Annotated in this window: 23 protein-coding genes; 12 read left to right on the top strand and 11 right to left on the bottom strand. The window is 53.0% G+C overall.

Going from position 1 to position 24,987, the window contains the following annotated elements; translation table 11 throughout:
• From KSAC_RS16395 to KSAC_RS16385, 3 genes are read right to left on the bottom strand one after another with little or no spacing between them, the layout of a single operon-like run.
• Positions 1-384: a response regulator gene (locus KSAC_RS16395; RefSeq protein ID WP_132306907.1), complete on the bottom strand. Its 384-nt coding sequence runs from the start codon at positions 382-384 to the stop codon at positions 1-3.
• Between the two features lie 2 nt (positions 385-386).
• Positions 387-713: an STAS domain-containing protein gene (locus KSAC_RS16390; RefSeq protein WP_132306905.1), complete on the bottom strand. Its 327-nt coding sequence runs from the start codon at positions 711-713 to the stop codon at positions 387-389.
• Complete coding sequence (locus tag KSAC_RS16385; protein ID WP_132306903.1) at positions 713-2,224, bottom strand: methyl-accepting chemotaxis protein; 1,512 nt, start codon at positions 2,222-2,224, stop codon at positions 713-715. The genes KSAC_RS16390 and KSAC_RS16385 overlap by 1 nt, the downstream gene beginning before the upstream one ends.
• A gap of 571 nt (positions 2,225-2,795) precedes the next feature.
• Between KSAC_RS16385 and KSAC_RS16380 the strand changes: the two genes are divergently transcribed.
• Positions 2,796-3,179, top strand: coding sequence for a flagellar biosynthesis regulator FlaF (locus KSAC_RS16380; protein ID WP_243705431.1), 384 nt, complete (start codon positions 2,796-2,798; stop codon positions 3,177-3,179).
• 376 nt (positions 3,180-3,555) lie between these two features.
• Here KSAC_RS16380 and KSAC_RS16375 read toward each other — a convergent pair whose 3' ends face one another.
• Together KSAC_RS16375 and galE are read right to left on the bottom strand one after the other, a co-directional pair.
• Positions 3,556-4,977, bottom strand: coding sequence for a flagellar hook-basal body complex protein (locus KSAC_RS16375; RefSeq protein WP_132306899.1), 1,422 nt, complete (start codon positions 4,975-4,977; stop codon positions 3,556-3,558).
• 435 nt (positions 4,978-5,412) lie between these two features.
• The gene (gene galE / locus KSAC_RS16370) at positions 5,413-6,399 is read right to left on the bottom strand and encodes a UDP-glucose 4-epimerase GalE (protein WP_132306897.1); all 987 of its coding nucleotides are present in this window, start codon (positions 6,397-6,399) and stop codon (positions 5,413-5,415) included.
• A 331-nt stretch (positions 6,400-6,730) separates the two neighbouring features.
• Between galE and KSAC_RS16365 the strand changes: the two genes are divergently transcribed.
• On the top strand, positions 6,731-7,792 hold the full coding sequence (locus KSAC_RS16365; protein WP_132306895.1) for an AAA family ATPase: 1,062 nt from the start codon (positions 6,731-6,733) through the stop codon (positions 7,790-7,792).
• 38 nt (positions 7,793-7,830) lie between these two features.
• On the top strand, positions 7,831-8,694 hold the full coding sequence (locus tag KSAC_RS16360) for a ParB/RepB/Spo0J family partition protein (RefSeq protein ID WP_165927395.1): 864 nt from the start codon (positions 7,831-7,833) through the stop codon (positions 8,692-8,694).
• Positions 8,695-8,698: 4 nt separating this feature from the next.
• On the opposite strand, the gene KSAC_RS16355 is transcribed toward KSAC_RS16360, so the two are convergent.
• On the bottom strand, positions 8,699-9,688 hold the full coding sequence (locus tag KSAC_RS16355; protein ID WP_132306891.1) for a replication protein RepA: 990 nt from the start codon (positions 9,686-9,688) through the stop codon (positions 8,699-8,701).
• Positions 9,689-10,632: 944 nt separating this feature from the next.
• Between KSAC_RS16355 and KSAC_RS17750 the strand changes: the two genes are divergently transcribed.
• Entirely contained in the window at positions 10,633-11,577 is a 945-nt protein-coding gene (locus tag KSAC_RS17750; RefSeq protein WP_165927373.1) for a tyrosine-type recombinase/integrase, read from the top strand.
• Between the two features lie 693 nt (positions 11,578-12,270).
• Here KSAC_RS17750 and KSAC_RS16345 read toward each other — a convergent pair.
• Both KSAC_RS16345 and KSAC_RS16340 read right to left on the bottom strand, forming a co-directional pair.
• The gene (locus tag KSAC_RS16345) at positions 12,271-12,795 is read right to left on the bottom strand and encodes a chemotaxis protein CheW (protein WP_132306889.1); all 525 of its coding nucleotides are present in this window, start codon (positions 12,793-12,795) and stop codon (positions 12,271-12,273) included.
• Positions 12,777-14,057, bottom strand: coding sequence for a methyl-accepting chemotaxis protein (locus KSAC_RS16340; RefSeq protein WP_165927394.1), 1,281 nt, complete (start codon positions 14,055-14,057; stop codon positions 12,777-12,779). The genes KSAC_RS16345 and KSAC_RS16340 overlap by 19 nt, the downstream gene beginning before the upstream one ends.
• Positions 14,058-14,535: 478 nt before the next feature.
• On the opposite strand from KSAC_RS16340, the gene KSAC_RS16335 reads away from it, so the two are divergent.
• The 4 genes from KSAC_RS16335 (at position 14,536) to KSAC_RS16320 (ending at position 18,060) form a co-directional block, all read left to right on the top strand.
• On the top strand, positions 14,536-15,246 hold the full coding sequence (locus KSAC_RS16335) for a response regulator transcription factor (RefSeq protein ID WP_132306885.1): 711 nt from the start codon (positions 14,536-14,538) through the stop codon (positions 15,244-15,246).
• Positions 15,247-15,484: 238 nt separating this feature from the next.
• Entirely contained in the window at positions 15,485-16,018 is a 534-nt protein-coding gene (locus KSAC_RS16330) for a flagellar basal body-associated FliL family protein (protein ID WP_132306883.1), read from the top strand.
• Positions 16,019-16,067: 49 nt separating this feature from the next.
• The gene (gene fliM, locus KSAC_RS16325) at positions 16,068-17,255 is read left to right on the top strand and encodes a flagellar motor switch protein FliM (RefSeq protein WP_243705430.1); all 1,188 of its coding nucleotides are present in this window, start codon (positions 16,068-16,070) and stop codon (positions 17,253-17,255) included.
• Positions 17,200-18,060, top strand: coding sequence for a DUF6468 domain-containing protein (locus KSAC_RS16320; RefSeq protein ID WP_132306881.1), 861 nt, complete (start codon positions 17,200-17,202; stop codon positions 18,058-18,060). The genes fliM and KSAC_RS16320 overlap by 56 nt, the downstream gene beginning before the upstream one ends.
• A gap of 122 nt (positions 18,061-18,182) precedes the next feature.
• Here the strand turns inward: KSAC_RS16320 and glf are convergent, their stop codons facing one another.
• Positions 18,183-19,331: a UDP-galactopyranose mutase gene (gene glf, locus KSAC_RS16315; RefSeq protein ID WP_132306879.1), complete on the bottom strand. Its 1,149-nt coding sequence runs from the start codon at positions 19,329-19,331 to the stop codon at positions 18,183-18,185.
• A 299-nt stretch (positions 19,332-19,630) separates the two neighbouring features.
• Between glf and KSAC_RS16310 the strand changes: the two genes are divergently transcribed.
• Entirely contained in the window at positions 19,631-20,620 is a 990-nt protein-coding gene (locus tag KSAC_RS16310; RefSeq protein ID WP_132306877.1) for a glycosyltransferase family 2 protein, read from the top strand.
• 228 nt (positions 20,621-20,848) lie between these two features.
• On the opposite strand, the gene KSAC_RS16305 is transcribed toward KSAC_RS16310, so the two are convergent.
• A complete protein-coding gene (locus KSAC_RS16305) occupies positions 20,849-21,667 on the bottom strand; it encodes an A24 family peptidase (RefSeq protein WP_132306875.1) in 819 nt (272 codons plus the stop codon).
• A 217-nt stretch (positions 21,668-21,884) separates the two neighbouring features.
• Between KSAC_RS16305 and KSAC_RS16300 the strand changes: the two genes are divergently transcribed.
• From KSAC_RS16300 to KSAC_RS16290, 3 genes are all read left to right on the top strand, one after another.
• A complete protein-coding gene (locus KSAC_RS16300) occupies positions 21,885-22,295 on the top strand; it encodes a flagellar basal body rod protein FlgB (protein WP_102326307.1) in 411 nt (136 codons plus the stop codon).
• A 17-nt stretch (positions 22,296-22,312) separates the two neighbouring features.
• On the top strand, positions 22,313-22,720 hold the full coding sequence (flgC, locus tag KSAC_RS16295; protein ID WP_102326308.1) for a flagellar basal body rod protein FlgC: 408 nt from the start codon (positions 22,313-22,315) through the stop codon (positions 22,718-22,720).
• A gap of 492 nt (positions 22,721-23,212) precedes the next feature.
• Positions 23,213-24,160: a flagellin gene (locus tag KSAC_RS16290; protein WP_132306873.1), complete on the top strand. Its 948-nt coding sequence runs from the start codon at positions 23,213-23,215 to the stop codon at positions 24,158-24,160.
• A gap of 123 nt (positions 24,161-24,283) precedes the next feature.
• Here KSAC_RS16290 and KSAC_RS16285 read toward each other — a convergent pair whose 3' ends face one another.
• Positions 24,284-24,907, bottom strand: a complete 624-nt coding sequence (locus KSAC_RS16285) for a hypothetical protein (protein ID WP_132306871.1) — start codon at positions 24,905-24,907, stop codon at positions 24,284-24,286.
• Positions 24,908-24,987 lie beyond the last annotated feature (80 nt).

Raw genomic sequence — 24,987 nt, 5'->3', positions numbered from 1 at the left:
TCAGGCCGTAACCCGGCGGATAGCGGCTACAAGACTATCGGCACTGAAGGGCTTGATGATCCATCCCGTCGCACCGGCCGCGCGGGCGCGGGCCTTTTTCTCCGGATCGCTTTCGGTTGTCAGGACGATGATGGGAATATGCCTGAACTGATCCAGTTTACGGACCGCCTCGATCAGTTCAAAGCCGTCCATGCGCGGCATATTGATATCGGTGATGATGGCATCCGGTGACGGGCTTGCCGCCTGCAGGACTTCCAGCCCTTCCACCCCATCCGCACCCTGGATGACATCGTAACCGGCCCCTTCCAGGGCCTTGCGCAGCATACCCAGCATTGTCCGGGAGTCATCGACCGTAAGGACCCGTATGGCCCGTTTTTCCAGCATGATTATTGTTCCCCGGTCAAAACAGGTGATTCCGCCAGATATTCACTGACCCCGAAAAGCGCATAGGCTTCCCGTACCTGTTCTGACGGTTTAGCAAGGGTGCATCCACCAGCCAGAAGAAGCTGAAGGCACAGGCCCCCGATATAGGCGACCCCGGATGCGTCGAGAACGGGCGTGGCCGAAGCCGCTTTTGCCTGTTCAATCAGGTCCTTGAGCGCAGGAGCGGCTGACGTGTCAAGCCGTTCAGGCAGAACCGCATCACAAGCGGACACGCTACCAATCCCGGCAGATGATGGCTCCACGCCATCAGACAGAGAAGCGGATGACATCAGAACTCCTCCCACCCCTGATCGGACGAGGTGGTTGGCAACTGATTGGTCAGCATGGCGACTGTAGAGCGGACCGGTGGCTTGTCATTCCGCCGCCTGGGCTTATAGGCAGGCGGTTCCTGCACCCTGCTGCCGGATGTATCAGTCCGTCTGCTATCGATCTTGAACCGGCTGAGTGTCTTGGCGAGGGTCCGTGTTTCTGCGGTCAGATTGTGGCTGGCGGCCGTCGTCTCTTCGACCATGGCTGCGTTCTGCTGCGTTACCTGATCCATGTCGCCAATAGCGGCAGTCACTTCCGAAAGGCGTTGCGCCTGCTCCTGCGTGGAGACGGAAATTTCCTCAACCCGCGTGGCGCTGTTCTGGGTGCTTCCTGCAAAGTCGGTCAGATAGTGACCGGTTTTCTGTACCAGATCGACGCCCTTGATGACCTGATCGGCGGACAGGGAAATCAGGCGCTTGATCTCGCTTGCCGATTTGGCCGACTGTTCGGCCAGTGACCGGACTTCCTGTGCCACTACAGCAAATCCACGTCCCGCATCACCCGCACGGGCGGCTTCGACACCAGCATTCAGCGCCAGCACATTGGTCTGGAATGCAATGCCGTCGATAACGGAAATGATCTCCCCAATTGCATCGGATGATTTCTTGATCTCATCCATCGCCTGCGTCGTCTTGACCATGATGTCCGTGGCCGTCTTGACCTTGTCCAGGGCGTGGCGCGTTTCCTTGCTGGCTTCGGCACATGCCAGAGCCGTGCGCTGTACGCCATCGGTTATGGTACGGACAGATGCAGCGGCCTGACCGAGGTTCGATGCCTGCTTTTCAGTCCGCTTCGCCAGATCATCTGATGCCGTTGAAATCTCAGTCGCACCGGTTGCAATCAGGTCGGAATTGCTGGCGACAGCCCGGAGCGCTTCGCTCAGACGGGCGGCCGAATGATTGAAGGCATCCCGCAGCGGGGCGAATTCACCATCGAATATGCTGCCATTGATCCGGATGCGCAGATCACCCTTGGCCATCTCCGCCAGACCTTCGCCCAGCACCTCGATGGTTTCATGCGTCTGCCGGTCACGCTCTTCGCTGCGTTTGAGCGATTCCTTGAGCTCAGCGCTCATGGCTTCCTGGCGCGCCCGGTCTTCCGCCTGTTCCTGAACCCCCTTGGAAAAGGCGACCATCACGCGGGCAAGCCGCCCGGTGCAATCCTTGTTATCCAGAAAGCGTGCGGTGCTATCGGCATGAACGTCGCCCCGCCCCAACTGCTCGCCGATAGCGGTCAGCGTTTCAATTGGTTTCGTGACAACGTGGGTCATTCCATACCATAGGGAAAAGACAATGACCTGCCCCACCCCGAGTGCTGCCATGTTCATAAGGAACATATGGCTTACCGGCTCATGAATCAGATATCCAACAGCCTCGATGATGATCTGAAGGATCAGATAGGCTTCCAGACACAGCATGGCCACCCGGATCTTGACGCGGAGCGGGGCGTCCTTATTCAGCCATTTCATCATGCCGATGCAACTTCCCTTCATCATTCACGGGACGTCGCACATGGAACCGTCCGCGCACCAAATACCGCTTGGGGCGACCCACCTTGGTGCCGGTGATCCTTTCGCCCCCACTCGCTCATGAAAGACGGTCAGCGCCGGTTGTCATCCGGGGAAATCCGGATGCCGTCCACGCGCATTCCCCAATCCAGAACCGGGCACCTATCTCTATGTCCGAACGACCCGTGATGCGTCAATAGCTCGCCATGACTGCATTGATCCCGCAGGGAAAAATCATTCCGGAATGCTCCGCCAGTATTTTGGGAAAATCTATTACCCCATAGGGGTACATACGAAAAAATCCGCCAGTATTGAGCAGGTCGCAACAGGTCAGGGATTTCACCATTCCGCACGGCGAACGTGCGCGAACGCCTGGCGCATGAAGCTGGAACAAACCTGTCGTACAGTTCGAATGAAGCTCTGGTCATGATCCACGGCCGGGTGTAAAATAACTTCAGACCATTACGCTACAGTCAGGTAAGAAAATGGTTAAAGCTAACGGACGGCAAATGGTGTAATGATGATCAATCCCGCAATGAAAGCCTATCAGAGCGTTGCGCAATTTGCCCTGTCGGGACGGGATGCCGATGCGGCATGTTTCCGGATGCTTATTGAAGAGCTTGAAGCCGCCGATGCAGGTTCCGATCAGGATATCCGCCGGGCCGCCCTCTCCAAAAACCAGCGCCTATGGTCGATGATCATGAAGGCCAATACGCTGGATACGGGCGTTACGTCTCTGGAAGACCGGGAACTGTTTGTTACCCTGGCTGACAGATCCCAACGGTATGGAATTCGTGCCATTCTGGACCCGAACCTGTCACTTCTGCCCCTGATTGAAATTGCACGGAATGTTCTGGACGGTCTGGAACCGGCATCGGTTAAAACCGAAGAACCATTTGATCTGAACGGCATATTCTAAGAATATGTGACGCAACAGGTCATGATTCTTGGCCTGTTGCGATTTGAACAGTATTTATTTTTATACATATATTTGCGTTTATTTAAATAGACGCAACGAGAAGCAGTTTTTATTAACTGCCCAGACAGTCTATTATGAAAATAAAAACAGCGGATCAGATCATGTCTCATCCGCTTACAATCAATATACTTACCTTCTCTCCATTACTGTTCATTTGGAAATATCTGCAATTTCAAATGGCAGTATTCAAAAAATAATGGATAGAGGGAGTTACATATATAATATGCAAACCTGATAACCTGCAAAAAACAACCAGACGGCTGTTTCCGAAAGAATGATCGGCCTGCCTAAAGCGACAGACCGATCAGTGCATTAATCAGGACTGCTTCATCGCGATCGTGGTCTGCAGCAGTTCATCCGCAGTCGTCACCACTTTCGTATTGGCCGAATACGCTTCCTGCGCAACGATCAGGGAGGACAGATCGCTGGTCAGGTCAGTCGTTGAAGATTCAACATAACCGACGGATACCGTACCCGTGCCATTCTGGCCCATAAGCCCGGTCTGCGCATTGCCCGATGACGCCGTGGCGGTATAGGCTTCACCATCGACAGCATTCAGGCCATTCACGTTGGCGAAGTTTGTAAGGGTAACCTTACCGATCAGCTGCGTATCACCATTGTCGAACTCGGCCAGAACGGAACCGTCGCTCTCGATTTCCGCACCTTCGTAATTACCGCTGGTAACACTGTCACTGGTCATCGTGGGGGTCGTCGCCCCGGTTGAGGCAAGCGTAATGCCACTGGTACCACCGATCGTGCCCAGATCGACATTGATGCTCTGCGTTGTTCCATCCCCATAAGTCGCCGTAAGGGGAATGGTAGCCGTCGCACCGCTCAGGGTTGAATTAACATAATTCCCCGAACTGTCTTTAATGGAAGCAATGGAACCATCGCTGTCAAAAGTCACCGTATAGGTGGGGCTCGTTGTGGTCGTGGTTGTGGTATCGCCACTGGTTGTTGACGTGGACGTCCCGCCCGCCAGCGTAACACCGGTGTTCTTGGTGGACGTAGTCCCGTCAGTCGTTGACGTCGTGCTTGTGGCCGTGGATGTGGCCTGAACAGTCCAGGTATCTGTACCCGTGTTTGTCCATACAAGGTTCAGGGCACCCGTATTGTTATCCGGATCGGATGAGTCGTAGCTTCCATCGTAAACGGAAATGGGCGACGTGGATTGGACTGTATTCCCGGTGCTGGCAGTGGAAGATAATGTGCCGGTCGTCGTGATCGTGGTGGTCTGCGTAGGACGGAAAGCAACATTGGCAACGTTGATCTGGGTCAGGGTCGTGCCCAGCGTCCCGCTATCATCCGCCATGTAACCATCGAGATAATAGCCACTGGTATTGACCAGATAGCCATCCTTGTTCTCGTAAAACTCACCATTCCGGGTATAATACTGCTGATCCTGAAACTGCGTCTTGCCAGACGTGGTCGCCCCGGTTTCCTTGGACACATCAAAAAGACCGCTGCCGGAGATCGCCATGGCCAGCGTATCCGTGCTGGTTGTTGCAGTGCCCTGATTATCCACGTGCTGCACGGTAACAGCCGCAACAGTGTTCGCGTCCCCCTGCGACTCTGACGTATTGGTCAGTGATCCGGACACAAAGTCCTGAAACGCCGTTGAATCCGCCTTGTAACCCACCGTCTGGCTATTGGCGATGTTGTTACTGAGATTTGTAAACGCGGTCGACTGTGCATCAATGCCACTGACAGCCGTAGCAAGGGAATTGAAAATTGACATGACCTGCCCCTGACCCAATACGCGTTGTTGCCTGTCCCGTCCGCCAGTCGGCAGCAAAAACCATGAACCATCATGTCTTCAATACGCCATGATGTTGCCGTCCTTCCTCATCTCAGGAAAGGCCGACATGAACCAACAGTCTTACGGGCCTGGAATGGCGGCTGAAACATTCCCAGCGCGTCACCTATGCCTTATGCCGTTTCTGACTACCATGCACATCACGAAATGCAAGGCTTTCCTTTGTTACAGGCACCCCGTTACCTTTTGTCACGCCCTGTAACGCACGATCAGATCCTCCTCCCATCCTGTCAGGAATGACTGAACCATCTGTCCTTCCGTGCCCGGATTCAGGCGTGCATAATGACGGCAGAGATACCATCCGAAGGCAGAATGTTCAGACCAGATGGATACCCGTGGGTATTAATGCGGATGATCTCATTTCCCATACCCATGGGGATGGGCTTCACGCCAACGAAGAGCGGTCTCAACAATGCTATCAATAGACCGGTAATGAGGATTCCATCCCGTCTCCCTGCGTATCCGTTCTGAATCCGCGACCAGAACAGATGGATCTCCCGGGCGTCGCGCGGCCCATTCCCAATGCAGTTTCTGCCCACCGACCCGTTCAATACTCCGCACGACCTCAAGATTGGTGAACCCGGTTCCACTTCCCAGATTATACGCCACTGATCCGCCATCAAGCCGATCGATCGCCCGGATGTGCGCATCCGCCAGATCCGTCACATGAATATAATCACGCACGCAGGTTCCATCACGTGTCGCATAATCATTCCCGAACAGTTGCAACACGGGACGGCGCCCAAGCAGGGTATCAATGGCAAGGGGAATCAGATGGGTTTCCGGGGTATGATCTTCTCCCAGCCGTCCCTGTGGATCAGCACCCGCTGCATTGAAATACCGCAAGCAGGCACTCCGCATCCCGTAGATGCAATCTGCCCAGTGCAATGCGCGCTCTATCAGGAACTTGCTTTCACCGTAAGGCGAACCAGGTTGGATTGAGGCATTGTCCGTTATTAATCCTGATTGGTTATCTCTACCAAAAAGAGCCGCCGTAGACGAAAAGACAAAGCGTTCGATGCCATGAGTGGCGCAGGATTCAATCAGGTTCAAGGCGGTAATATAATTATCCCGCAGATAATGGAACGGGCGTCGCATGGAGTCACCTACCAGCGAAACCCCGGCAAAGTGCAGCACCGCATCCCAGTGCTCACCTGCTACGACTTCCGTAATCGCTTCTGCATTCGACAGATCAAGGTGCAAAAAACGTACACCAGCAGGAATAGCGGCACGATGTCCTGTGGAGAGGTTATCCAGCACCACGACTTCATGACCTGCATCGAGCAGACTGATTACGGTGTGACTGCCAATATATCCGGCGCCACCTGTAACAAGACACTTCATCGCTATTTCAGTTCAGCCCGTTGGCATGCCACGATACGTCATCCATTTTCATGACTTCCTAGAAAAGCATTTCGACACGGCAAAAGATCGCTATGGGCCTATCCCTGCCGTAAGCTGTCCCGCTGGTTGCTGTTCGTAAGCCTTTAACAGAGGATGCTCAAGAAGCATTCTGTCAAATACGGCGGTGTATCATTATCCTGCCGCATATCCGATGTTCTGATTTCAGAACACACCCTGCAACAGCATGATGTCAACCTATTGCATAGGTGGTTGACGAAATCCCGTTGGTGTCCTTACCATCACGTCACTGATGGTTAAAAAAGGACACGTTATGGACGGCGATTCATTACGTTCGGCGCGCGAAGAGATGAAGCTTTCTCAAAGCGAGTTAAAAGACCTCCTCAATGCCGCATTAGGACGCTCCTATGACAAACCGCGTTTGAGCCGGTGGGAAAACAATCGGGAGGCCATACCCCAGGACGTGGCAGCACAGATCGAACTCTTGCTTGAGCTCCGTGCCGCCAAAGCCCGTGTCATCACCCTCGCCAATCAAAAGGGTGGCGTTGGCAAGACCACAAGCGCCCTGAATCTGGCAGCGGCCCTGAAAAAACTGGGACGCCGGGTTTTGTTGGTCGATCTTGATCCGCAGGCTTCCGCCACGGACTGGCTTCTGGGACAGAACGGACTGGAGTGTTATCGCAAGGGACTGTCCATCTATCACTGCCTTCTACGGGAGCACCCGATGGCGCAGTGCATTGTCAGAAGCGATGATCCGTTTGGTGACACCCTGCAGGGTATTGACCTGGTTCCCAGTCATATTGATCTCGCTGAGGCAGACAGTCGCAGAGAGCCGGGGTTTGAGCACGCTCTTGCCGAGGCCCTTGCCCCGGAACTTGATAATTATGATTTCATTATCATCGATGCGCCACCCAATCTCGGTCTTATGACCTACATGGCTCTTGTTGCTGCTGACATCGTCATTATTCCGGTACAAACGGAACCACCCGATGCAATGGGTGTGGCCTTGTTGCTCAGTACCGTACAAAAGGTACAGCGCCGCTTAAACCCTCACCTGCGGGTGGGCGGTATCTTGCCGACCCGATATAACGCACGTCAGTCTGTTGACCGGGAAGTGCTGCATCAACTCATCCAGTATACGGCTGGTCGTGCTGTTGTGCTTGAGCCGGTTCCTGAAAGTACCGTTTATGGCAATGCAGCCTGGGGTGGCGCGATTGCAGTTGATGTATCATCAAAATCCAAAGCGGTTGCTCCTTACCTGAGACTGGCCCTTGCACTGACTACGGGCCAGAAGCCCCCTATGGCGCTCCTGAATCTGGATACGACAGAAGGGGATGATGTTGAAGCCGCCACTACATCCAGAGAGTCGAAATAATGCCTCCACATTCAAAACGACGCGGCGCTTCACCTCTCATGTCTGCCATGGGAAATAGGGTGGGCGCATTGCGGGAAAACTTCATTTCCGATCAGAGCAATCTGAATCACTCTTTTGAAGTCTCCACAGACGATCTGGAGCCGGACGAGAATCAGCCTCGTAAAAGATTCACCCAACATTCCCTTGAGGAACTTGGTAATAGTCTTCAGCTTCATGGTCAGCTAACCCCCCTGCTGGTACGGCCCAAGGAAGGCCAGCGTGGGAAATGGATTATCGTTGCGGGAGAAAGACGCTGGCGCGCAGCCAGATTATCTGGCCTGCAGACATTGCTTGCGATCGAGAAGTCTACGGACCATGAAATTGCATCGCTGATAGAAAATATCCAGCGTGAGGATTTGACGCCTCTGGAAGAAGCGAAGGCAATTTCGGAAATCTGTGAACAACAGAAATGGTCCCAGCGCGAGGCTGCGAAACAGCTAGGCAGGGCAGTCTCCGACATAAACGGGGTTATCGGAATACTGCGTCTGCCCGAAGATTTTCTGAACCGTGTTCTGAACTCAGAACACGCCCTGTCACGAAATCTGCTTATCGAACTGGCTCGGGTTCCGGAAGGGGCGACTAAAACACGCCTGCTGGAAATGGCTCTTGAGGGAACATTATCGATCTCAGAAATCCGTCGGGCAAATCTATCATTAGCAGACGACAGGAAAGTGTCTCAGGGAGAGAAACGGGATAAAAATTCAGCCGTTTCTGTCCCGTCGGCAAAGAACATGAACAGGATTACCATAGCCCTGAAAGAGATGACGCCGGATACGCTCGATAAATCACGGAAAACTGCATTACGGGCTTTAGGCAAGGCTATCGAAGATTTCTTTATCGAATATCCTGTTCAGGAAGAGTGAGGGGTTAGGCGACTTTTGTAAAATTCGTTCCCAGAACGAAATCCCGGTGAAAAGGAAGGGGGGAAGGAAAAAGAACAATCCCTTCCTTGTCGCTTAGCTCAACCTTGACCTCAGGATATGCGGCTACAGCCGCTTTGAGAGCATTTTTGAAGGGGGTAGGGAAGTGTTTGCGAAGTTTTACCCCTCCCCCGAACTGATCGTATAATGCAGCCCAGGAGATATTGACCGGTTTGCTCAGCTTACGCATGCGATAGGCCAGCCATACATAGATATCCAATGCAAGCGATCGGTCCTTGAGCTGCCTTATGGCTTCTTCCCTGAGCTTGACGTGATGCTTCTGGAGGGCTTCAAAAAAGACCGGGTCGAGGACAACAACGTCGTCGAAGAGCTTTCCCTGCTTTACATCGCCTTTAGGAAGGCCATCCCGAAACATGAGACCTGAGGATACTATCCCGCCTTTGGCAAATCCATCAGCACCGCTATCGGATTCCCAGAAAAACTTCAGGCTGCAGGCGTTGATACGCTTGGACTGATCCCGGATTGCTTTTGCAGTTTCTCCTCCAAAAGAAATCCCCATTCTTTCAAACCACCGTCTCTGGCTACCCCCAAGCCGAACTTCACGGCTTCCTGTCCGATAGGCTTCGGACATAAGGAAGATCAGGATCATTCTGGCCCTTGCCCCATAGGGCACGCCAAATTTCTGTTCCTTGCCGTTTACCAGAAGTGTACCCGGTTCGATTAACAGCGTGACGTCATGACCTGTCCGGCGCCAGACTTGATCATCCGGTAAACGTTTATGTGGGAGGCTGGTGAGGCATAATCCGGAATAAGAAACGCCCAGTTCAGATTTGTCATCCGAAAGCAATGCGCGTGAAATATCCAGGAAAGCTATGTCCTGTGCTCTTCCTGAAGACCGCAGGTGTTCGGCAGCCTGTTCATAGCCGTAATCCAGCAGCAGACGTGGGAACTCATGGTCGTAATGGGGTTCTGTCATGACCGGCCTCAGAAAGCGATTGGACAGATTACAGTTATCCTCAACGCAGAAGTCAACTGAGGGGTTAAGCGACTATACTATGTAGTTAAGATAATAAACTTGTTGTACTTATGGGGACGCTTAACCCCTCATGGAAATCTGGCGATATCGTCTCTTATCCCCTCGGGATAGAGACGCCTGGATGTTAGTCATCATCCGTGGTCGCTTAACCCCTCAATGGGCGGTGGATAATATGCTGGAAACAGACTTTTTGTGAGGAGAATTGACATATCCGATAGATCGTCTTCTTTCCGGCCCAATTCAGGGGATTGGATGAGGGGTTAAGCGACTAGGGAATATTTCTTCTTACAATTCCTTTTTCTGATTTTGATTCTTTTATGAAAATCAAATCTGATGGTCGCTTAACCCCTCGGAATAATCTGATGGAGTATGGGGACCGTTTTCCTCCTGTTTTCTGCCATTTCTGGATTGTGAGTGATCATGGATTTTTAGATGTATTCAGCTCGCATCTTTTTTCCTGAAGGTCTTGATGTGCGAATCCATGGCGTAGATAGCGAGTGATGAGCGGCATAGGATTTCGATCCAGAGAGGTATGTTTCTGGCGAGATCTGTGTCCCATAGTCCGGGCAGGATCTTCGTCGGGTCTGTATTGATCAGAAGAAAGTTCAATGTTCTGCGTTTGATTGGGAGACTGAGATTCTGTGCGCATGAAGAGTGCTGTGTAGATTATTCCAAAGGGTGGGATTGGGTTGCAAACAGGTTTGTAGATATGCCACACGCGGTAATTCCCCTTATCGCGTGTGATGGCATTGAAACGGGTTGAATGGAGCGCCTGCGGCTGCCATCCTGTCTCCATGACTGCCAAAACGCCCGCGGACCGGTTGCCTGCCCGGAGAGTGGCTCCAGGCTTTTCCCCCGCCGCGGACAGGGAGACGGGCGGTCCGTTGCTTACCCCGGCAGCCAGTGCGGCGCTGGAGACCGCCATCCGTTTTGCGAGCCACGCCACGGCGCCGGCGACGCTGCGCGCCTATCGGGCCGACTGGGCGCACTTCCAGGTCTGGTGTCGGCAGGCCGGGTTCCAGCCGCTGCCCGCGGCACCCGAAACCGTCGGGGCCTATCTGGCCAGCCTCGCCGGGGTGTTTTCCCCGCGTACCATCCGCCGCCGTCTGGCCGCCATCGGCAAGGCCCACCGGTCCGGCGACTGGCCCTGGAATGCAGGCCACCGGGCCATCCAGGGGCCGCTGCAGGGCGTGCTGCGGACGCAGCACCGGCCGGTCCGCAAACCCGTGGCGGTACGGCGGGCCCTGCTGATGGATCTGTTGGCCACCTGTGACCTGTCGCCCCGGGGACGGCGCGACCGGGCGCTGCTGCTGGTCGGGTTCGCCGGTGGCCTGCGCCGCTCGGAACTGGTCGGACTGCAGGTGGAGGACCTGACACCGATGGCGCACGGCCTGCAGCTGGGCATCCGGGCCAGCAAGACCGACCAGACGGGGGAGGGGGCGGTGATCGGCCTCGCCCGCGGGCAGCGGCCCGAAACCTGCCCGGTCCGCGCGCTGGAGAGCTGGATGGATGTGGCCCGCCGTGGGGTCGGCCCCCTGTTCCGCAAGGTCGAGGCCTCGGGCCGGATCGGCAGCACCGGACTGCATCCCGATGCCGTGCGCCAGATCCTGCACCGACGCGGGGAGATGGCCGGGTTCGCGCCGGAAATCCTCGGCCGGCTGACGCCGCATGGCCTGCGTTCCGGCTTCATCACCGAAGCCTATCTCGGCGGCGTGCGTGAGGAGGAAATCCGCCGTCATGTCCGTCACCGCGATCCGCGCAGCACGCGGGGCTATATCGAGCTGCTCGATCTCGTGGTGGACAGTCCGGCCGGGAAGGTCGGATTGTGACGGGAGGCGCCTCCACCTTTCCTATCCATGCCAGATATCAACCGTCAGTTGGCGACCTATAAAAACAGTCATTCTCCGTGCGCTAAGGTGGGGAATGCACGGATGAGTGCTGTCAATGCTGGAGTCATCAGACCAGTAATTCAGATAGCGCCCCCTTCGCAATCTCCGTGACTGAAAAATCATATGACAACCATGCCAATCCACGGTTAGTCAGATTTTTCAGGGCTTTATCGGGTGGCTTTGAACTCTGCGATAAAAGCTGTGCAGACAATGAAGACATGTTTGTTGTTCTCGGTGCCACGTATCATGATCTGTATGACCGACCGGAATATGTGCCCCAGGCCATCGTCAGGCTTGCAGATTGTTTGAAAATAAATTCTTGATAAAGAATATGAAAAGTTTTGGGAGGCGCCTTTTTAAAGACGATATTTCCCGAAGCTTTTTGAAAAAAGCTTCACCAAAAACTTTCTTATGTTTTCTGTACAGACTATTTAAAATAGTCTCTTGAATCTTTTTACGACAGAATATCTGTAGTGTAGGCTCTGTCGGGCAGGATTATGGCGGCCCCACCCTGACAAACCGTATCGGTAATGGCGAAGATGACTTTATCTTGTGCCCGCGCGTCAGATCGGGCGCAAAATGGAACCTGATAGCAATATTACACAGTCATAACCCCGCCATATATGAATGACGTCAGGGAAGACGGGATCCCGCCACATCCGGCAGTTCAATCCATTTTCCTAAGGCTTTCAGGTCCAGAAGGCCGATAATTCTTTCTTTTATCGTGATCAGGCCACTGAGGATCTTATGTGTTTCCTGCCCGGCTGCGGTCGGGATCGGCCTTATTTCTTCACGGGTCAGGGTGACGATATCCTGCACCTTGTCAACAAGCAGTCCCGCGGACTCACCTTCCAGTTCCACGATAATGACGGCTGAAGGCGTGCTGCCTTCGCCTGTGTTGCCGGACTTTTTTTCCGTTGCGAAAATAACATGCATGTCAATGACGGGAATCATCGCCCCCCGAAGGTTTATGACCCCTTTGAGGTATGCCGGAGCGGATGGAAGCGGGCTGCCTCCGGTCCAGATACGGATTTCCATGACATCGAGAATGGGAAGCGCGTAGGATTCCTCATTCACAATGAAGGTCAGCAACTGCAGTGCCTGCTGCATGTCTCCGGTTTGACCCTTAGAAGATAACATCAAAATTCCGCCGCCCATCCATCCAGAGTTTCGGGCACTTTTGTCTCAGATGTAAGTTTTTTCTGCAATGACTGGGGTGCCATCATATGCCGTGGCTTCTCGCTACCATGTCGCATGTGGAAATGACTGACGACCATCATGAGATCCGAAGCCTGACTTTTAAGATTATGCGCGGCTGCCGCTGTCTGTTCCACCATGGCGGCATTCTGTTGGGTCGATGTATCGATATGGGATACCGTTGCATTGATTTCCTTAAGGCTGGCCGCCTGATCGCGCGCGACGGTCGCAATTTTGGAAACATGGCTGCTGATGGCTTCAACCTGGGACACGACGGTTCCCAGTTCCTTATTGGTCTGTTCCACCAGCTTCACGCCATCCGTCACGTGACGTTTGGAGATACCGATCAGATCACGGATCTGCCGGGCGGAGTCAGCCGATCTCTGTGCAAGGGAGCGCACTTCATTGGCGACGACCGCGAAACCGCGCCCCGCATCCCCGGCACGGGCGGCTTCTACACCTGCATTCAGCGACAGAAGGTTGGTCTGGAAAGCAATTTCGTCGATCATGCCGATAATGGCGGCTACTTTTTCCGATGAAGACGCAATTGCCTCGATCGCCGCTATGGCGCTCTGCATGACATCGCTTGATCTCTGGACGGAAGAATGGGCGACATCGGCTGAACGGTTGGTCTCAAGCGCTGCCGTTGCGGTATTTGACACGCCCCCCGTGACATTATTGACCGATGCGGCGGTCTGGCCCAGGGCCGCGGCCTGGCGTTCTGTCCTCTGGGCAAAATCATCGGCGGCCTGTGCAATTTCCACTGCTCCGTTCTGGATGAGTGAGGAAGCGGATGAGACCCGCGTCATGGCATCCGACAGGGAAATGAGGGCATCATTGAAATTCAGGCGCAGGGGCTCGAATTCCTTTGCGAAGGGCGAGGCGAAATGAAAGGTCAGATCACCATCGGCCAGAGCTTTCAGCCCCGTTCCGAGATCCGTAATCAGGGCATTCTGCTGGATTTCGCGCTGACGCGTCGCTTCCATCAGGGCTTCCTGCTGGCGCGCACTTTCCGCGGCCTGTTTCTGAAGGTCGATCTGCTTCAGAAGCGCATTGCGGAATGTTGAAAGCGCATTGGCAAGCCGACCCGCGCAATCCTTCCAGCTCATGAAGGGAATGGTTTCATTCAGCGTGCCTGCGGCAATGCGCTCGGTCAGGGCCGTAATGGTCTCGAACGGTTTGGCCGCACAGTTGATGAGCACCCACCGGATGCCGACAACCATCAGGGAGCCGAAAATAAACTCAGCAAACGTAATGTATCTCTGAAGTTCAACAGAAAGTTGAAGTTCAAAGCATATGACCTGAACAATGATCTGCATGATCATGTAAGCCTGAAGGCAGGCCGTAACTACGGTGATCTTTTTCCTTAGCGGCGCGCGCTCGGTAAACCAGTCTAGCATGTGAATGCACCATTTATATTTGTTGTATGCAGAAAACCACTGTAATTACATGGTGCAACACACTGGCCATGGATGAATTGCCAGCCAGATATTCTCTGATGGACGATACTGTTGAAGACCGTCATCACATACATCTATTCCTAGATTACGTGACGTAATGGAAAGGGAGCTGCACACATAACGATTATGTTAGCAATCACTTGTCTTGGTGGTTTCCCCAATATATCCCGGTTTCGAGATATGTGCGGCACTATCAGGCGCCTCACCGGTTATTACTACTATGGGTTGAGGTAAAGGGCTGATGATTGCAGGCAGGGGGAATGCACATATACTTCTGGTTGAAGACGAAACGACAGCGCGGGATCTTTATAATGCCGTTCTGCTTGGCGCGGGGTTTACGACCGATCTTGCAGGCTCGATTTCTGAGCTGAGACAATGCGTACGGTACAAAAAATTCGATGTAATCCTACTTGAACTGCATTTCCCTGATGGCAAGGCGCTTGATATCATACCGGAGCTTCGGCGGGAGACATCAGCCGGGATTATCGTTGCAACATCCAGTCGTGCAACCAGTGACCGACTGATCGGGCTGGAAAATGGCGCGGATGATTACCTTGAAAAACCCCTTCATCCCCGTGAACTGGTCGCGCGTGTGCATAATCTGTCACGGCGGATAAACACGGCTTTCCTGTGCGCAAGGGAGGACACAGTCCATCATTTCGCAGGCTGGAAGGTTGATCTTGCCGCCAGAAAAATATGGCTTCACGATAGTCTGGAGGTGCATCTGACGGAAAATGAGTTCCGGTTGCTCGATGCCCTGATCCGCCATGCGCCCCGGCCGGTTCACCGTGATCGCCTGCTTATGCTGCTGGACGAAGATATTACCATCCGGGCCATTGATAAGGCCATTTACCGGATGCGGACGAAGCTGCATGCGGTGCTGGGCAAGTCTGTGCCGTTTGTCGAAACCGTCCATGGGTTTGGCTACAGACTTGCGGCCAGACGTCTGTAGCCCCTGTTTCTTCGTTTTCTGTCCTGGCAGGCTGCGTGATATAACAGGAAGTATTCTCCCGGACCCGATCCTGTTTTGATGGGCCTGCCGTCCTGCAGGATGTAGGGAAATCCGGTAGTAGGTTCCCAAACTTGAAAATACGTAGGTCTTCACGCTGTCCAGCCATTGAGTAGGTGTGGTCTAGTGGCTAAACTGATAGTGAATATGTTGACCCAATCTTTCCGGAGCCACGCCCAATATGAGTGAGACTGTAACCGGCGGCGCCCCCGCCTCCCCGGCAGCGGATGCGGGGAAGGAGACGGAAGCCGCAGGGACTGGTGCATCCGGTAAGGGAACGGCCAAGAAGTCGAAACTGAAACTGGTTATCGGTGCGCTTGTCGGTCTGCTCCTCGTCGTGGGCGGGATCACGGTTGTGGAAAAGGACAAGCTGTTCAGGAATGCCGGGCAGAAGGCCCATAATGTCCTGCATCCCCCCATTCTTCTGGGTATCCCGACCATTGTATCCAACCTCGATAGTGGGGACGGGCATGCGGTTTATGTGAAGCTTACCGCCAAGGTCGAGATCGAAGGGGCAACGGATGAAGCGTCGCTTCAGAACACGATTCCGGAAATTCAGGATATATTCCAGACATATCTGCATGAGACGCGACCGCAGGATATCCGTGGGAACGGCATATACAGGCTACGGGAGGCCATTATCCGCCGCCTGAGGACCGATCTGGCCCCCCTGCAGGTGACCAACGTGTATTTCGTCGAATTGCTCATCCAGTAAGCGAGCAGCCTCTGGCCATGCCGGAAAAAGTAATCAGTTGGAAACCGTGATGACAGACGACATGCAGGATGCAGACGACACGACGAAAGGTGCCGATCATCACGAGGCGGCCACGTCCGAACACCCCGAAACCGTGCATGAGACGGCGGATGCCCCCCATGCGGCGGCGCAGGGCGCACAGGATGCGGTCGATCATGACGTGCTGGGTGGCCATGTTCTGGATCAGTCCGAAATTGACAGCCTGCTCGGGAACACGTTTGCCGGCATTCCGGCCCGGGAAGCAAACGGCATGGAGCGGGTCATCAAGGCCGGCTTCGTGTCCTACGAACGCCTGCCCATGCTGGAGATCGTATTCGATCGCCTCGTACGGATCATGTCGGCCACGCTCCGTAGTTTCACGAATGATAATGTTGAAATTACCATAGAGAGCATACAGTCGATGCGTTTCGGCGATTATATGAACGCCGTGCCATCATCGTCCATGTTCGCTGTTTTCAAGGCCGTGCAGTGGGAGAATTACGGCCTTATCATCGTTGATTCCTCCCTGTCCTATTCGATCATTGACATCCTGATGGGCGGTCCCCGCGGGACGGGGCATGCCGGAACGGAAGGGCGGCCCCATACTGCAATCGAACGGGCCCTGATTGAAAAGCTCATTACGCTGACGCTTAACGATCTTTCAACGGCTTTCAGCCCCGTCTGTGCCATTACGCTGGCGTTTGAAAGGCTGGAGATAAGTTCCCGGTTCGCTGCAATCGCGCGGGCATCCAATGCCATCGTGATGACCCGGCTGCATATCGATATGGAAGATCGCAGCGGCACTATGGATCTGATCATTCCCTATGCCACGCTGGAACCCGTTCGTGATCAGTTGTCCCAGCAGTTCATGGGGGAAAGATTTGGGCGTGATTCCATATGGGAAGACCACCTCATTTCTGAAATTCTTGAAACCGATGCGCAGGTCTCCGCCGTGTTCGAGGAAAAGATTGTCCCTCTCTCGGAAATCCTGAGCCTTCAGCCGGGCAAGCAGATAACCTTTCCCCATCAGAGCGGGACGCCCATCCATGTCAGGCTTCAGTGTGGTCAGACGCCATTATTTGAAGGACGGCTGGGGAAGTTGCATGATAAGGCTGCGGTGAAGATCGAGAAGCGACTGGTTCCGGCCGAAAACCCGCACCCTAATGATCCTGGTGTTTCCAGTCCTCCCGAAACTGCCGGGCAGGAAATCAAGGCTTGAGAAGTCCGTTCCCTTCCATCACCAAACGACGGTTTTATGGCCGGGCCATAGTGGAGACCAATTGCAGATGCTGACACAGATCCAGATGATCATTGAGGTCGTTCTGTCGTTCTTCCTGCTTTTGGGAATAATCTACAGCTTCTATCTTGGTCGGGTTCTGTCGAACCTGAGGCGGGATCGCGCAAGCCTTCTTGCTCTGGTGGAAAAGCTGGAAAGCAGCGTGCGGAGCGCTGAAGATGGCGTTGAAAAACTACGCGTCGCCGGTGAGGTCAGCGGACGTCCCCTCAGCCGGATGATCGAACAGGCCAAGATCACCAATTCGGAACTGGCGGAGATGGCGGGCAAGGCGGATGGATCGGCTGACCGTCTTCATGTGCTGGTGACGCAGATGCTCGCACAGGAAAAGCAGCTTAAAGAGCTGATTTCGGAAGCCGAGGAAGTCCGCACGGACCTGCTGCGACAAAGTGAAAGCATCACGAGCCAGATTGCGGCGCAAAGTGCGGCAACCGCCAGCAGTCAGGCACTGCCGGAACAGGAAATACAGTCCCATATTGATGGGCCGATGGCAGGGCATGACACTGCGGAAGATGAACTGACCACGCCTCACGTCAAACTGGACAGTCCCCGTAAGGAGAGCATGTTTGCGGACACGATCAATGTCCCGGCTCCTGCCTCGGTCACCCGGACGCGCCCCTATATGCGGGCGTTGGAAAAAAACTTTCTTGCTGACCCGGCCGGACTTGTAACCGTCTGGAGCCGTTCGACGGAAATGATGGTTTCCCGATTGAAAAAGTCAGAAAAATAATCGTTCATCAGCATATATAAAGGCAAAAATCGCCTACGAACCGGGGCAAAGATATGCTGCTACCCGGCCGGGAAAAATAGCTTTCTCCCAACCGGGCAACGGTTCAGTCGCTCTGTTGTGGGTCAGACAGGGTCCGTAAAGAAAGGCGGTAGTTCCTGCTGGGTAGAAAGCAGGGTATCCATACGGTCACAAGCGGCAAGCGCTTCCGTAATGGTCACATCCATATCCAGATAGCGGTATGTTCCCAGTCGCCCGAGGAAGGAGACGCCCCTGGTAGACCGGGCAAGGGCGATGTAATCGTTCAGAAGTCGCTTCTCACCAGCAAGACGGATCGGGTAGTAAGGCGCATCATCGGGGCCTGCCAGTCGGCTAAATTCACGAAAACAGACCGTCCGTGAGAACTTCTCCTGCTCCCATGGCGCGAAATGCTTATGTTCTGAAATTCGTGTGTAAGGCACGTCCTCATCACAATAATTCATGACTGCGGTGCCTTGATAATCTCCATCACCTTCAAACCGTTCAAATGACAGGGTTCTGTATCCCAGCCTACCCAATCTGAAATTGAAGTATCTATCTATAGGTCCTGTATAAAAAACATGTGAAAAATCTTCATCGATATCTTCAAAAGATGTTTTCAATTTTATTTCTATATTTTCTATATTAATAATATTTTCTATTATTGCTGTGTATCCATTTTCCGGAATTCCCTGGTAAGGGTGGTTGAAGTAATTGTCATCATAATTGAACCGTACCGGCAATCTTTTAAGGATGGAAGCGGGAAGTTCTGAAGGTTGAACCCCCCACTGCTTACAGGTATATCCGTAAAAAAACGCGTGATAGAGTTCCGGTCCAATCATGGACAGGGCCTGTTCTTCAAAATTACGCGGTGATACGATATTACGATCTGCTTTTTCGGTAATGAACTGCCGGGCTTCATGCGGATTCAGGGTTTGCCCAAAAAACTGGTTAATGGTGAGCAGATTGATCGGTAAAGTATAGACACGTCCACCCGATATGGCTTTGACCCGGTTTACATAAGGGTAAAAATTACCAAACTGGCGCACATAATCCCATGTGCGCCTGTCGCCGGTATGGAATATATGCGGGCCATACTGGTGGACCATGATACCAGTATTCGCATCGCGGTATGTATGGCAGTTACCACCCAGATGGTTACGCTCATCAATCAGTAAGACTTTGTGACCTTTCCGGGCGAGATGCCGTGCCAGAACAGCTCCGCTAAAACCACAACCAACGACGCAATATCTCATTGTATTCCCATATAAGAGCCTGACCGAATATGATTCATGGGTTTGCGACAACCGGATGAGATCATGATGACCTTGGACTGAAGTCATCTGTACGCAGTATCGCCGCGATGCCCTGAAATATGCAAGATGTCAGCATGATACATATCAAATCCCTCCAATTTTCATGACGGGATGATGTCGACCTGTATCTGGATTATGTGTTTATAGCTGACGCGGTTAAAAAATTTGGACTCTTTACAATAATTAATCTTAATAATATTAATTTTATGTCGTCTAAATTTTGAAAGTATCTGGATAAAATGAAAATTAAAGAAAGTAAAATTGGGATTTTGATCCGAACAAAAAACAGGCCGTTATGTCTGGAAAGAGCAATTGTTCATATAATTTCGCAGACATTTAAAAACTGGCATATGCATATATTAAATGACGGCGGTAATTTTGAAGAAGTTGAAAGGATAATAAAAAACTATGAATGCCGAATTGATGGAAGGGTGACGCTGTATGATAACCGATCTTCCGTTGGCAGGGGAAACGCGTTATCTCAACTGATAAGCTATAGCAGTGAAGAATATTTATTAATAAATGATGATGATGACACTATAGAACATGATTTCCTGGAAAAGACATCTGCTTATCTAGATGATAATGAACGATGTGTTGGGGTTGTCACGAGTAATTATGACGTATTTGAGACGATAGAAAATAATACAATAAAAACAATAGCAAAGCGGGATGATTTCGGGAAAAGAGATTCCATGTTCATCGATTACCTGAGTTATCTATCATCAGATATAGCAATAATACCAATATGTATGTTGTTCAGGAAAAGGACTATTTCGTTATCAGGATCAATAGATGTAAATCTGGATTTTATGGAGGATTATGATTTCTTTGTAAGATTATTAATGCATGGCGAATTTGGAGTTATTACAGAAACATTGGCATCCTATCATCATAGAATAGATAGTAATAGCGATTACGATACGACCAGAACCGTAATGAATCAGGGGTATAAAGACCTGTATTTCAATCACAAAGTAAGAAGTGCCATATCAAATAATGACAATTTGAGTAAAATAATATGTTCATCTATTATAGAAACAAGAAACAAAAGAATTTTATTTAATAAAATAGATACAAATTATAAAAATACCATTGAATGCATTTCAAATATGGCCAAGGTCATGGCTCTGACACAGGAAAAAATAAACACTATTTCAAATAATACCGAAAAGCTCGCACATTCAATGCAGGTTTTGACACAAATTCTTATTGATAAAAATAAATAATAATCTTCCTGAAGAATGTAAAAATATGCAGGGAAGCCATAAGAAAGCAGGATTTGGGTTCTATTTATACGGTAGCCCAATGCCTTGATCTGCTCTGTCCGCTCGCCCTGCATCTATTCATTCGAATGCCACTACTTACGCGCAAGTTCCTGTGTGCATGGCGGATGATAATATCCTGTTGCGCTGCCCTCGTCGAACGATGTGTTCGCCAGAACCGTTTCATTGAGATCAGTATCCCGGAATAAAATACTTCCAATCCGGGATATCTGGCATGTTATGCAAAAGCAGTACTATGGCTAGACTGAAGGCAAAAGACGGCCCCATGGGCTGAACCCAGCCACTTCCCGGTCTATCGAGGTCGATATAGCGGCGAGGCTGGATGCTGAAATGACGCATGACAACGCAGAACATCCAATGCAGGCATGCCGAGAGCAGAAGAAATAGGGTTACATTGTCACTTCCTGCCCATGCGCCGCATGCTGTGGCCATTGTCATGTCTCCCCCGGATAGAAAATTGGCCCGTAGGGAAACAGAAATAAATACAAGAGCCAGCGACGTGATGCCCCACGCGATTGCAGCGCCAGAAATGGCTGTATTCACGTTGTCATTCACCATGCCAGAGATCAGTCCCGTAAGCAGCATGGGAATAAGGATGTAGTTGGGCAGCCAGCCTTCACGCCTGTCCAGAAGGGCGGCGAGGCATGCAAAGTTGAGGCCAATGATATCCTCCACAGCATGGAGAGGGGGAAGGCAGGCCAGAAACACGATGGAGAAAGAGGCCACAAGCAGGCAGCCAGCCGTTATTTCCCGCCGTCCCTGCGATGTTTCTTCTGACGGTGTGGCCCGTATGCACCCGATTACAGGCAGCCAGCGCAACATAAACCGGTACAGCAGGACGGACAGGGGAAACCATATCGCCACACAGATGCCGGCAGCGGATACGCCCCGATCATGAGCCAGAAGGCTCCATAGGACCAAACCGGCAATCGCCGCGACAAACAGAAGCTTATCGCCGATGGTGGACTGTCGTATCCGGTTGCCGTTCATGTCGTGGATCAGTATCAGTTGTGAACAGGTTTAGCCATAACGTCACGATGGCTGGATATCATGATTCTATGGTAATGAATTCGGCAGAAGTCTTGCACTATCTGGAAAAATATGCCTATCAGGCTAGTTGATTGCTCCTGTTGGAGCAGGGGCATGCGGATCGTATCGCAGCCACCATGCTCCGCTACAGGAACAGACGGAAGGGAACCGACGTCATATGCTCGAAGCGTTGTCATCTGCGGGATCAGCCCATAGTGGCACAGACCTGTTCAATCTGGCCGAGCGCCGGCTGAACTGGCTTGAAACCCGGCAGGCGACGCTGGCTGGCAATATCGCCAACGCCAATACGCCCGGTTATGTGGCAAAGGATAATGCCCCCTTTCAGGGCGTTCTGCAGAACCAGATGACCATGATGCTGGCCGAAACCGAACCCGGTCATCTGCCCGGCCACACGGATACCGTCAGGGCGGGTCGTGATGCGGGTAGCACTTCCCCCGATGGCAACGGGGTGGTGCTGGAAGACGAAGTTGAGAAAGTGGCTGATACCAATGATGATCAGCGTTTCGCAACGACGGTATATACCCGCTACATGTCCATGTTCGAGACGGTTCTGGGTACAGGTTCTTAAGTAGCGGGTACCAAGACATGGATTTCTCGAGTACGATCGGGGTTTCAGCCGACGGAATGCGCGCGCAGACGGAACGGTTGCGCGTGGCCGCCGAAAACCTTGCCAACAAGGATACGACCGGCTCTACCCCCGGTGCAGACCCCTATCGTCGTAAAACGGTTACCTTCAAGGAAAGTCTGGATCATGAATCCGGGGCTTCCACCGTAAAGATCAAAGAGATCGGGCACGATAATACGCCATTCGAAACGCGCTATGATCCTTCCCACCCGGCAGCGGATGCCAAGGGGTACGTGAAGGTGTCCAACGTGAATTCGATGATGGAGATCATGGATACGCATGAGGCCCAGCACTCATACGAAGCCAATCTCAATACCATGCAGATCACCCGCTCAATGATGACCCGTACCATTAACCTGATGAAGTGAGCAGGCGCGTATTCCTGATGGAATAGCCCGTCTGGTTGTCTGCTTCATATTACTGACATGTGCTTGCAGTCTGCCGGTGGTTCAGGGTGGCTGCGGCAATGGTACGCGTTCTGCAAGAGCGCGGCAACGAGGGTACGGTTGGCGCCTGCTGTTAAACAGTCGGGCTGCCTGCGGATGGCAGGCCCCTATCCTGAATGCTCCCCTGAGTATCGGATCAATACCGGGAAATAATCCCCAAGGATTCCCGACAGACCTTCTGTTGTGGGTATGGCCGCTCTGACAACGGCAGGACCATACAGTTATTGCGGTTGTTATGGATTTTTCTCCAGAAGCCCCCTCGATGTTCCGGCATGCCCGGGGCAGGGCGGTTCTGATAATTTTTAACAGCAGATGAAAAAAAATCTGTCCGCCTTACCTTCTCTTAGCCATTTGCTGGCTTAACTCCACTTGCCCTGGCGCACAGCCAGTCTGATCCGATCTGGAGAAAACACAGTGACTCTTTCAATCAACACCAATAACTCGGCGATGGTCGCTCTTGAGACCCTGAACGCGACGCAGACCGAACTGAGCGCCACGGAAAACGCCGTTTCCACCGGCCTGAAGGTTTCCACGGCTGCTGACAACCCCGCTGCCTTCGGCATCGCATCGCAGATGGACGGCAACATCGCCGGTCAGGGCGCGGTGAACGATGGCCTGTCCTTCGCTTCCGAAGTTGTCAGCAACACGACATCCGCCGCCAACAGCATCCTGAGCGTTCTGAGCAACGTGCAGGACGCCGTGACCACGCTGGGTGATGATCAGGGCAGCGCCACCTCGCTGAGCCAGGTTGCTTCCGAAATCAATGGTTACCTGACCCAGATCGACACCATTGCCCGCAACTCCACCACCAACGGTGTGAACCTGCTGTCCGGCAGCACGGGCGACGGTATTGCGATCACCGCCAGCAACCTGACCTATGTGACCGGTCTGCAGGGTGATACGGCAACCATCACCGGCTTCAACTCCACCATTTCCAGCGATGTGGGCTCGGCCGCCATCAGTGGCACGACGACCGCCACCACCCTTACGGATGCGCTGGGTCTGTCCACCGGTGGCACCGCAGGCAGCAGCCCGACGGGCAACGTGTTCGTCACCAACGACGGCACGCTCAGCAGCGCCAGCATCAGCTCGATGATTTCTGCCGTGCAGCAGGCCATCGTCGCGATGACGAACGTCACGTCCTCGCTGGGTGCGAACACCAAGGTTCTTGCCAGCATGTCCACCTATGGTGCGACCCTGTCGGACAACCTGACGGCTGGCGTTGGCGCCCTGACGGATGCGGACATGTCCGCCGAAAGCGCGAAGCTGACCTCGCTGCAGACCAAGCAGTCCCTGGCGATCAAGTCCCTGACGATCGCGAACGGTCAGTCGCAGAACATCCTGTCCCTGTTCCAGAGCTAATAGTCTTCGGACTTACGGCTGTGACAGTAAGTGCCCCCGGCTTCGGTCGGGGGTATTTTTTTTAGGGTTTCTGAAGGTCCTGACGGGATCATTACCCGCCGGACCGTTTTTTAAACTGGTTCCTTACAGGCTGTTCGAAAGCCGGACCAGCAGGGTTACGGAATTGCCCGCGGCATCAGTCCCGGCGCGGAAATCCATCCATTTGCCCGGTGCGAATACCCATGTCCGGGTAAAGTTCACGGCGAATGGGCGGGGCTTGCAGGTTGCGCCGCTATCCTGCTGCTGGGCGCATTGGGACGTATCCCCGTCATTGGGGGGGGCGTAGATATTCGCGTTCATATCCACCGTCCGCCCGTGTATCTGGACAGCACCTTCCAGACCCGTTTTTATACTGGCCGCAACGGGACCGGGATTATCGGCCAGACTGCCCGCCATCACGATATCTGAGAACTTGGTGGCATTGGTGGAGCAGATCTCCGTTGAAGCCGATCCGATTATCTCGCCCGGGTTATCATCCGTCCTGTTGCTGACGGCATGGACCTCAACAACGTAAATTGCCCCCGACGTGCACTGGATGCCGCTTTCGTCCGTGCCGGGCATCTTGGCGGACAGCTTTTCCGTAATCCGGGATGTGCTTCTGCCCCCTGCCGTGGTGACTGCCGCGCACGGAACGGTGGAAAGTGCTGCTGCAAACATGGCCATGCCCATGAAGGCATGTACAAAGGGGATGTTGGGTCGGTCAGTCACTCAATTACGTCCTTCCCTGGACTGAAAACCAGGAGATGATCTGCCTTCGCAAGAAGGTCCGGGCTGATTGTTAGTGCATG

Source organism: Komagataeibacter saccharivorans (assembly GCF_004348195.1).
In the GTDB taxonomy this organism is placed as follows: domain Bacteria; phylum Pseudomonadota; class Alphaproteobacteria; order Acetobacterales; family Acetobacteraceae; genus Komagataeibacter; species Komagataeibacter saccharivorans.
Note: the sequence above shows the minus strand (reverse complement) of the source record. Positions and strands in the feature narration are given on the sequence as shown.

What these genes read in the sequence shown, in the direction of transcription:
- KSAC_RS16345 (WP_132306889.1), bottom strand. Translation starts at nt 12,795, where the DNA reads ATGGGCGGCGGAATTTTGATGTTATCTTCTAAGGGTCAAACCGGAGAC.
- KSAC_RS16335 (WP_132306885.1), top strand. Translation starts at nt 14,536, where the DNA reads ATGATTGCAGGCAGGGGGAATGCACATATACTTCTGGTTGAAGACGAA.
- KSAC_RS16365 (WP_132306895.1), top strand. Translation starts at nt 6,731, where the DNA reads ATGGACGGCGATTCATTACGTTCGGCGCGCGAAGAGATGAAGCTTTCT.
- galE (WP_132306897.1), bottom strand. Translation starts at nt 6,399, where the DNA reads ATGAAGTGTCTTGTTACAGGTGGCGCCGGATATATTGGCAGTCACACC.
- KSAC_RS16340 (WP_165927394.1), bottom strand. Translation starts at nt 14,057, where the DNA reads ATGGTTGTCGGCATCCGGTGGGTGCTCATCAACTGTGCGGCCAAACCG.
- KSAC_RS16390 (WP_132306905.1), bottom strand. Translation starts at nt 713, where the DNA reads ATGTCATCCGCTTCTCTGTCTGATGGCGTGGAGCCATCATCTGCCGGG.
- KSAC_RS16355 (WP_132306891.1), bottom strand. Translation starts at nt 9,688, where the DNA reads ATGACAGAACCCCATTACGACCATGAGTTCCCACGTCTGCTGCTGGAT.
- KSAC_RS16330 (WP_132306883.1), top strand. Translation starts at nt 15,485, where the DNA reads ATGAGTGAGACTGTAACCGGCGGCGCCCCCGCCTCCCCGGCAGCGGAT.
- glf (WP_132306879.1), bottom strand. Translation starts at nt 19,331, where the DNA reads ATGAGATATTGCGTCGTTGGTTGTGGTTTTAGCGGAGCTGTTCTGGCA.
- fliM (WP_243705430.1), top strand. Translation starts at nt 16,068, where the DNA reads ATGACAGACGACATGCAGGATGCAGACGACACGACGAAAGGTGCCGAT.
- KSAC_RS16320 (WP_132306881.1), top strand. Translation starts at nt 17,200, where the DNA reads ATGATCCTGGTGTTTCCAGTCCTCCCGAAACTGCCGGGCAGGAAATCA.
- KSAC_RS16305 (WP_132306875.1), bottom strand. Translation starts at nt 21,667, where the DNA reads ATGAACGGCAACCGGATACGACAGTCCACCATCGGCGATAAGCTTCTG.
- flgC (WP_102326308.1), top strand. Translation starts at nt 22,313, where the DNA reads ATGGATTTCTCGAGTACGATCGGGGTTTCAGCCGACGGAATGCGCGCG.
- KSAC_RS16310 (WP_132306877.1), top strand. Translation starts at nt 19,631, where the DNA reads ATGAAAATTAAAGAAAGTAAAATTGGGATTTTGATCCGAACAAAAAAC.
- KSAC_RS16380 (WP_243705431.1), top strand. Translation starts at nt 2,796, where the DNA reads ATGAAAGCCTATCAGAGCGTTGCGCAATTTGCCCTGTCGGGACGGGAT.
- KSAC_RS16385 (WP_132306903.1), bottom strand. Translation starts at nt 2,224, where the DNA reads ATGATGAAATGGCTGAATAAGGACGCCCCGCTCCGCGTCAAGATCCGG.
- KSAC_RS16395 (WP_132306907.1), bottom strand. Translation starts at nt 384, where the DNA reads ATGCTGGAAAAACGGGCCATACGGGTCCTTACGGTCGATGACTCCCGG.
- KSAC_RS16300 (WP_102326307.1), top strand. Translation starts at nt 21,885, where the DNA reads ATGCTCGAAGCGTTGTCATCTGCGGGATCAGCCCATAGTGGCACAGAC.
- KSAC_RS16360 (WP_165927395.1), top strand. Translation starts at nt 7,831, where the DNA reads ATGTCTGCCATGGGAAATAGGGTGGGCGCATTGCGGGAAAACTTCATT.
- KSAC_RS16375 (WP_132306899.1), bottom strand. Translation starts at nt 4,977, where the DNA reads ATGTCAATTTTCAATTCCCTTGCTACGGCTGTCAGTGGCATTGATGCA.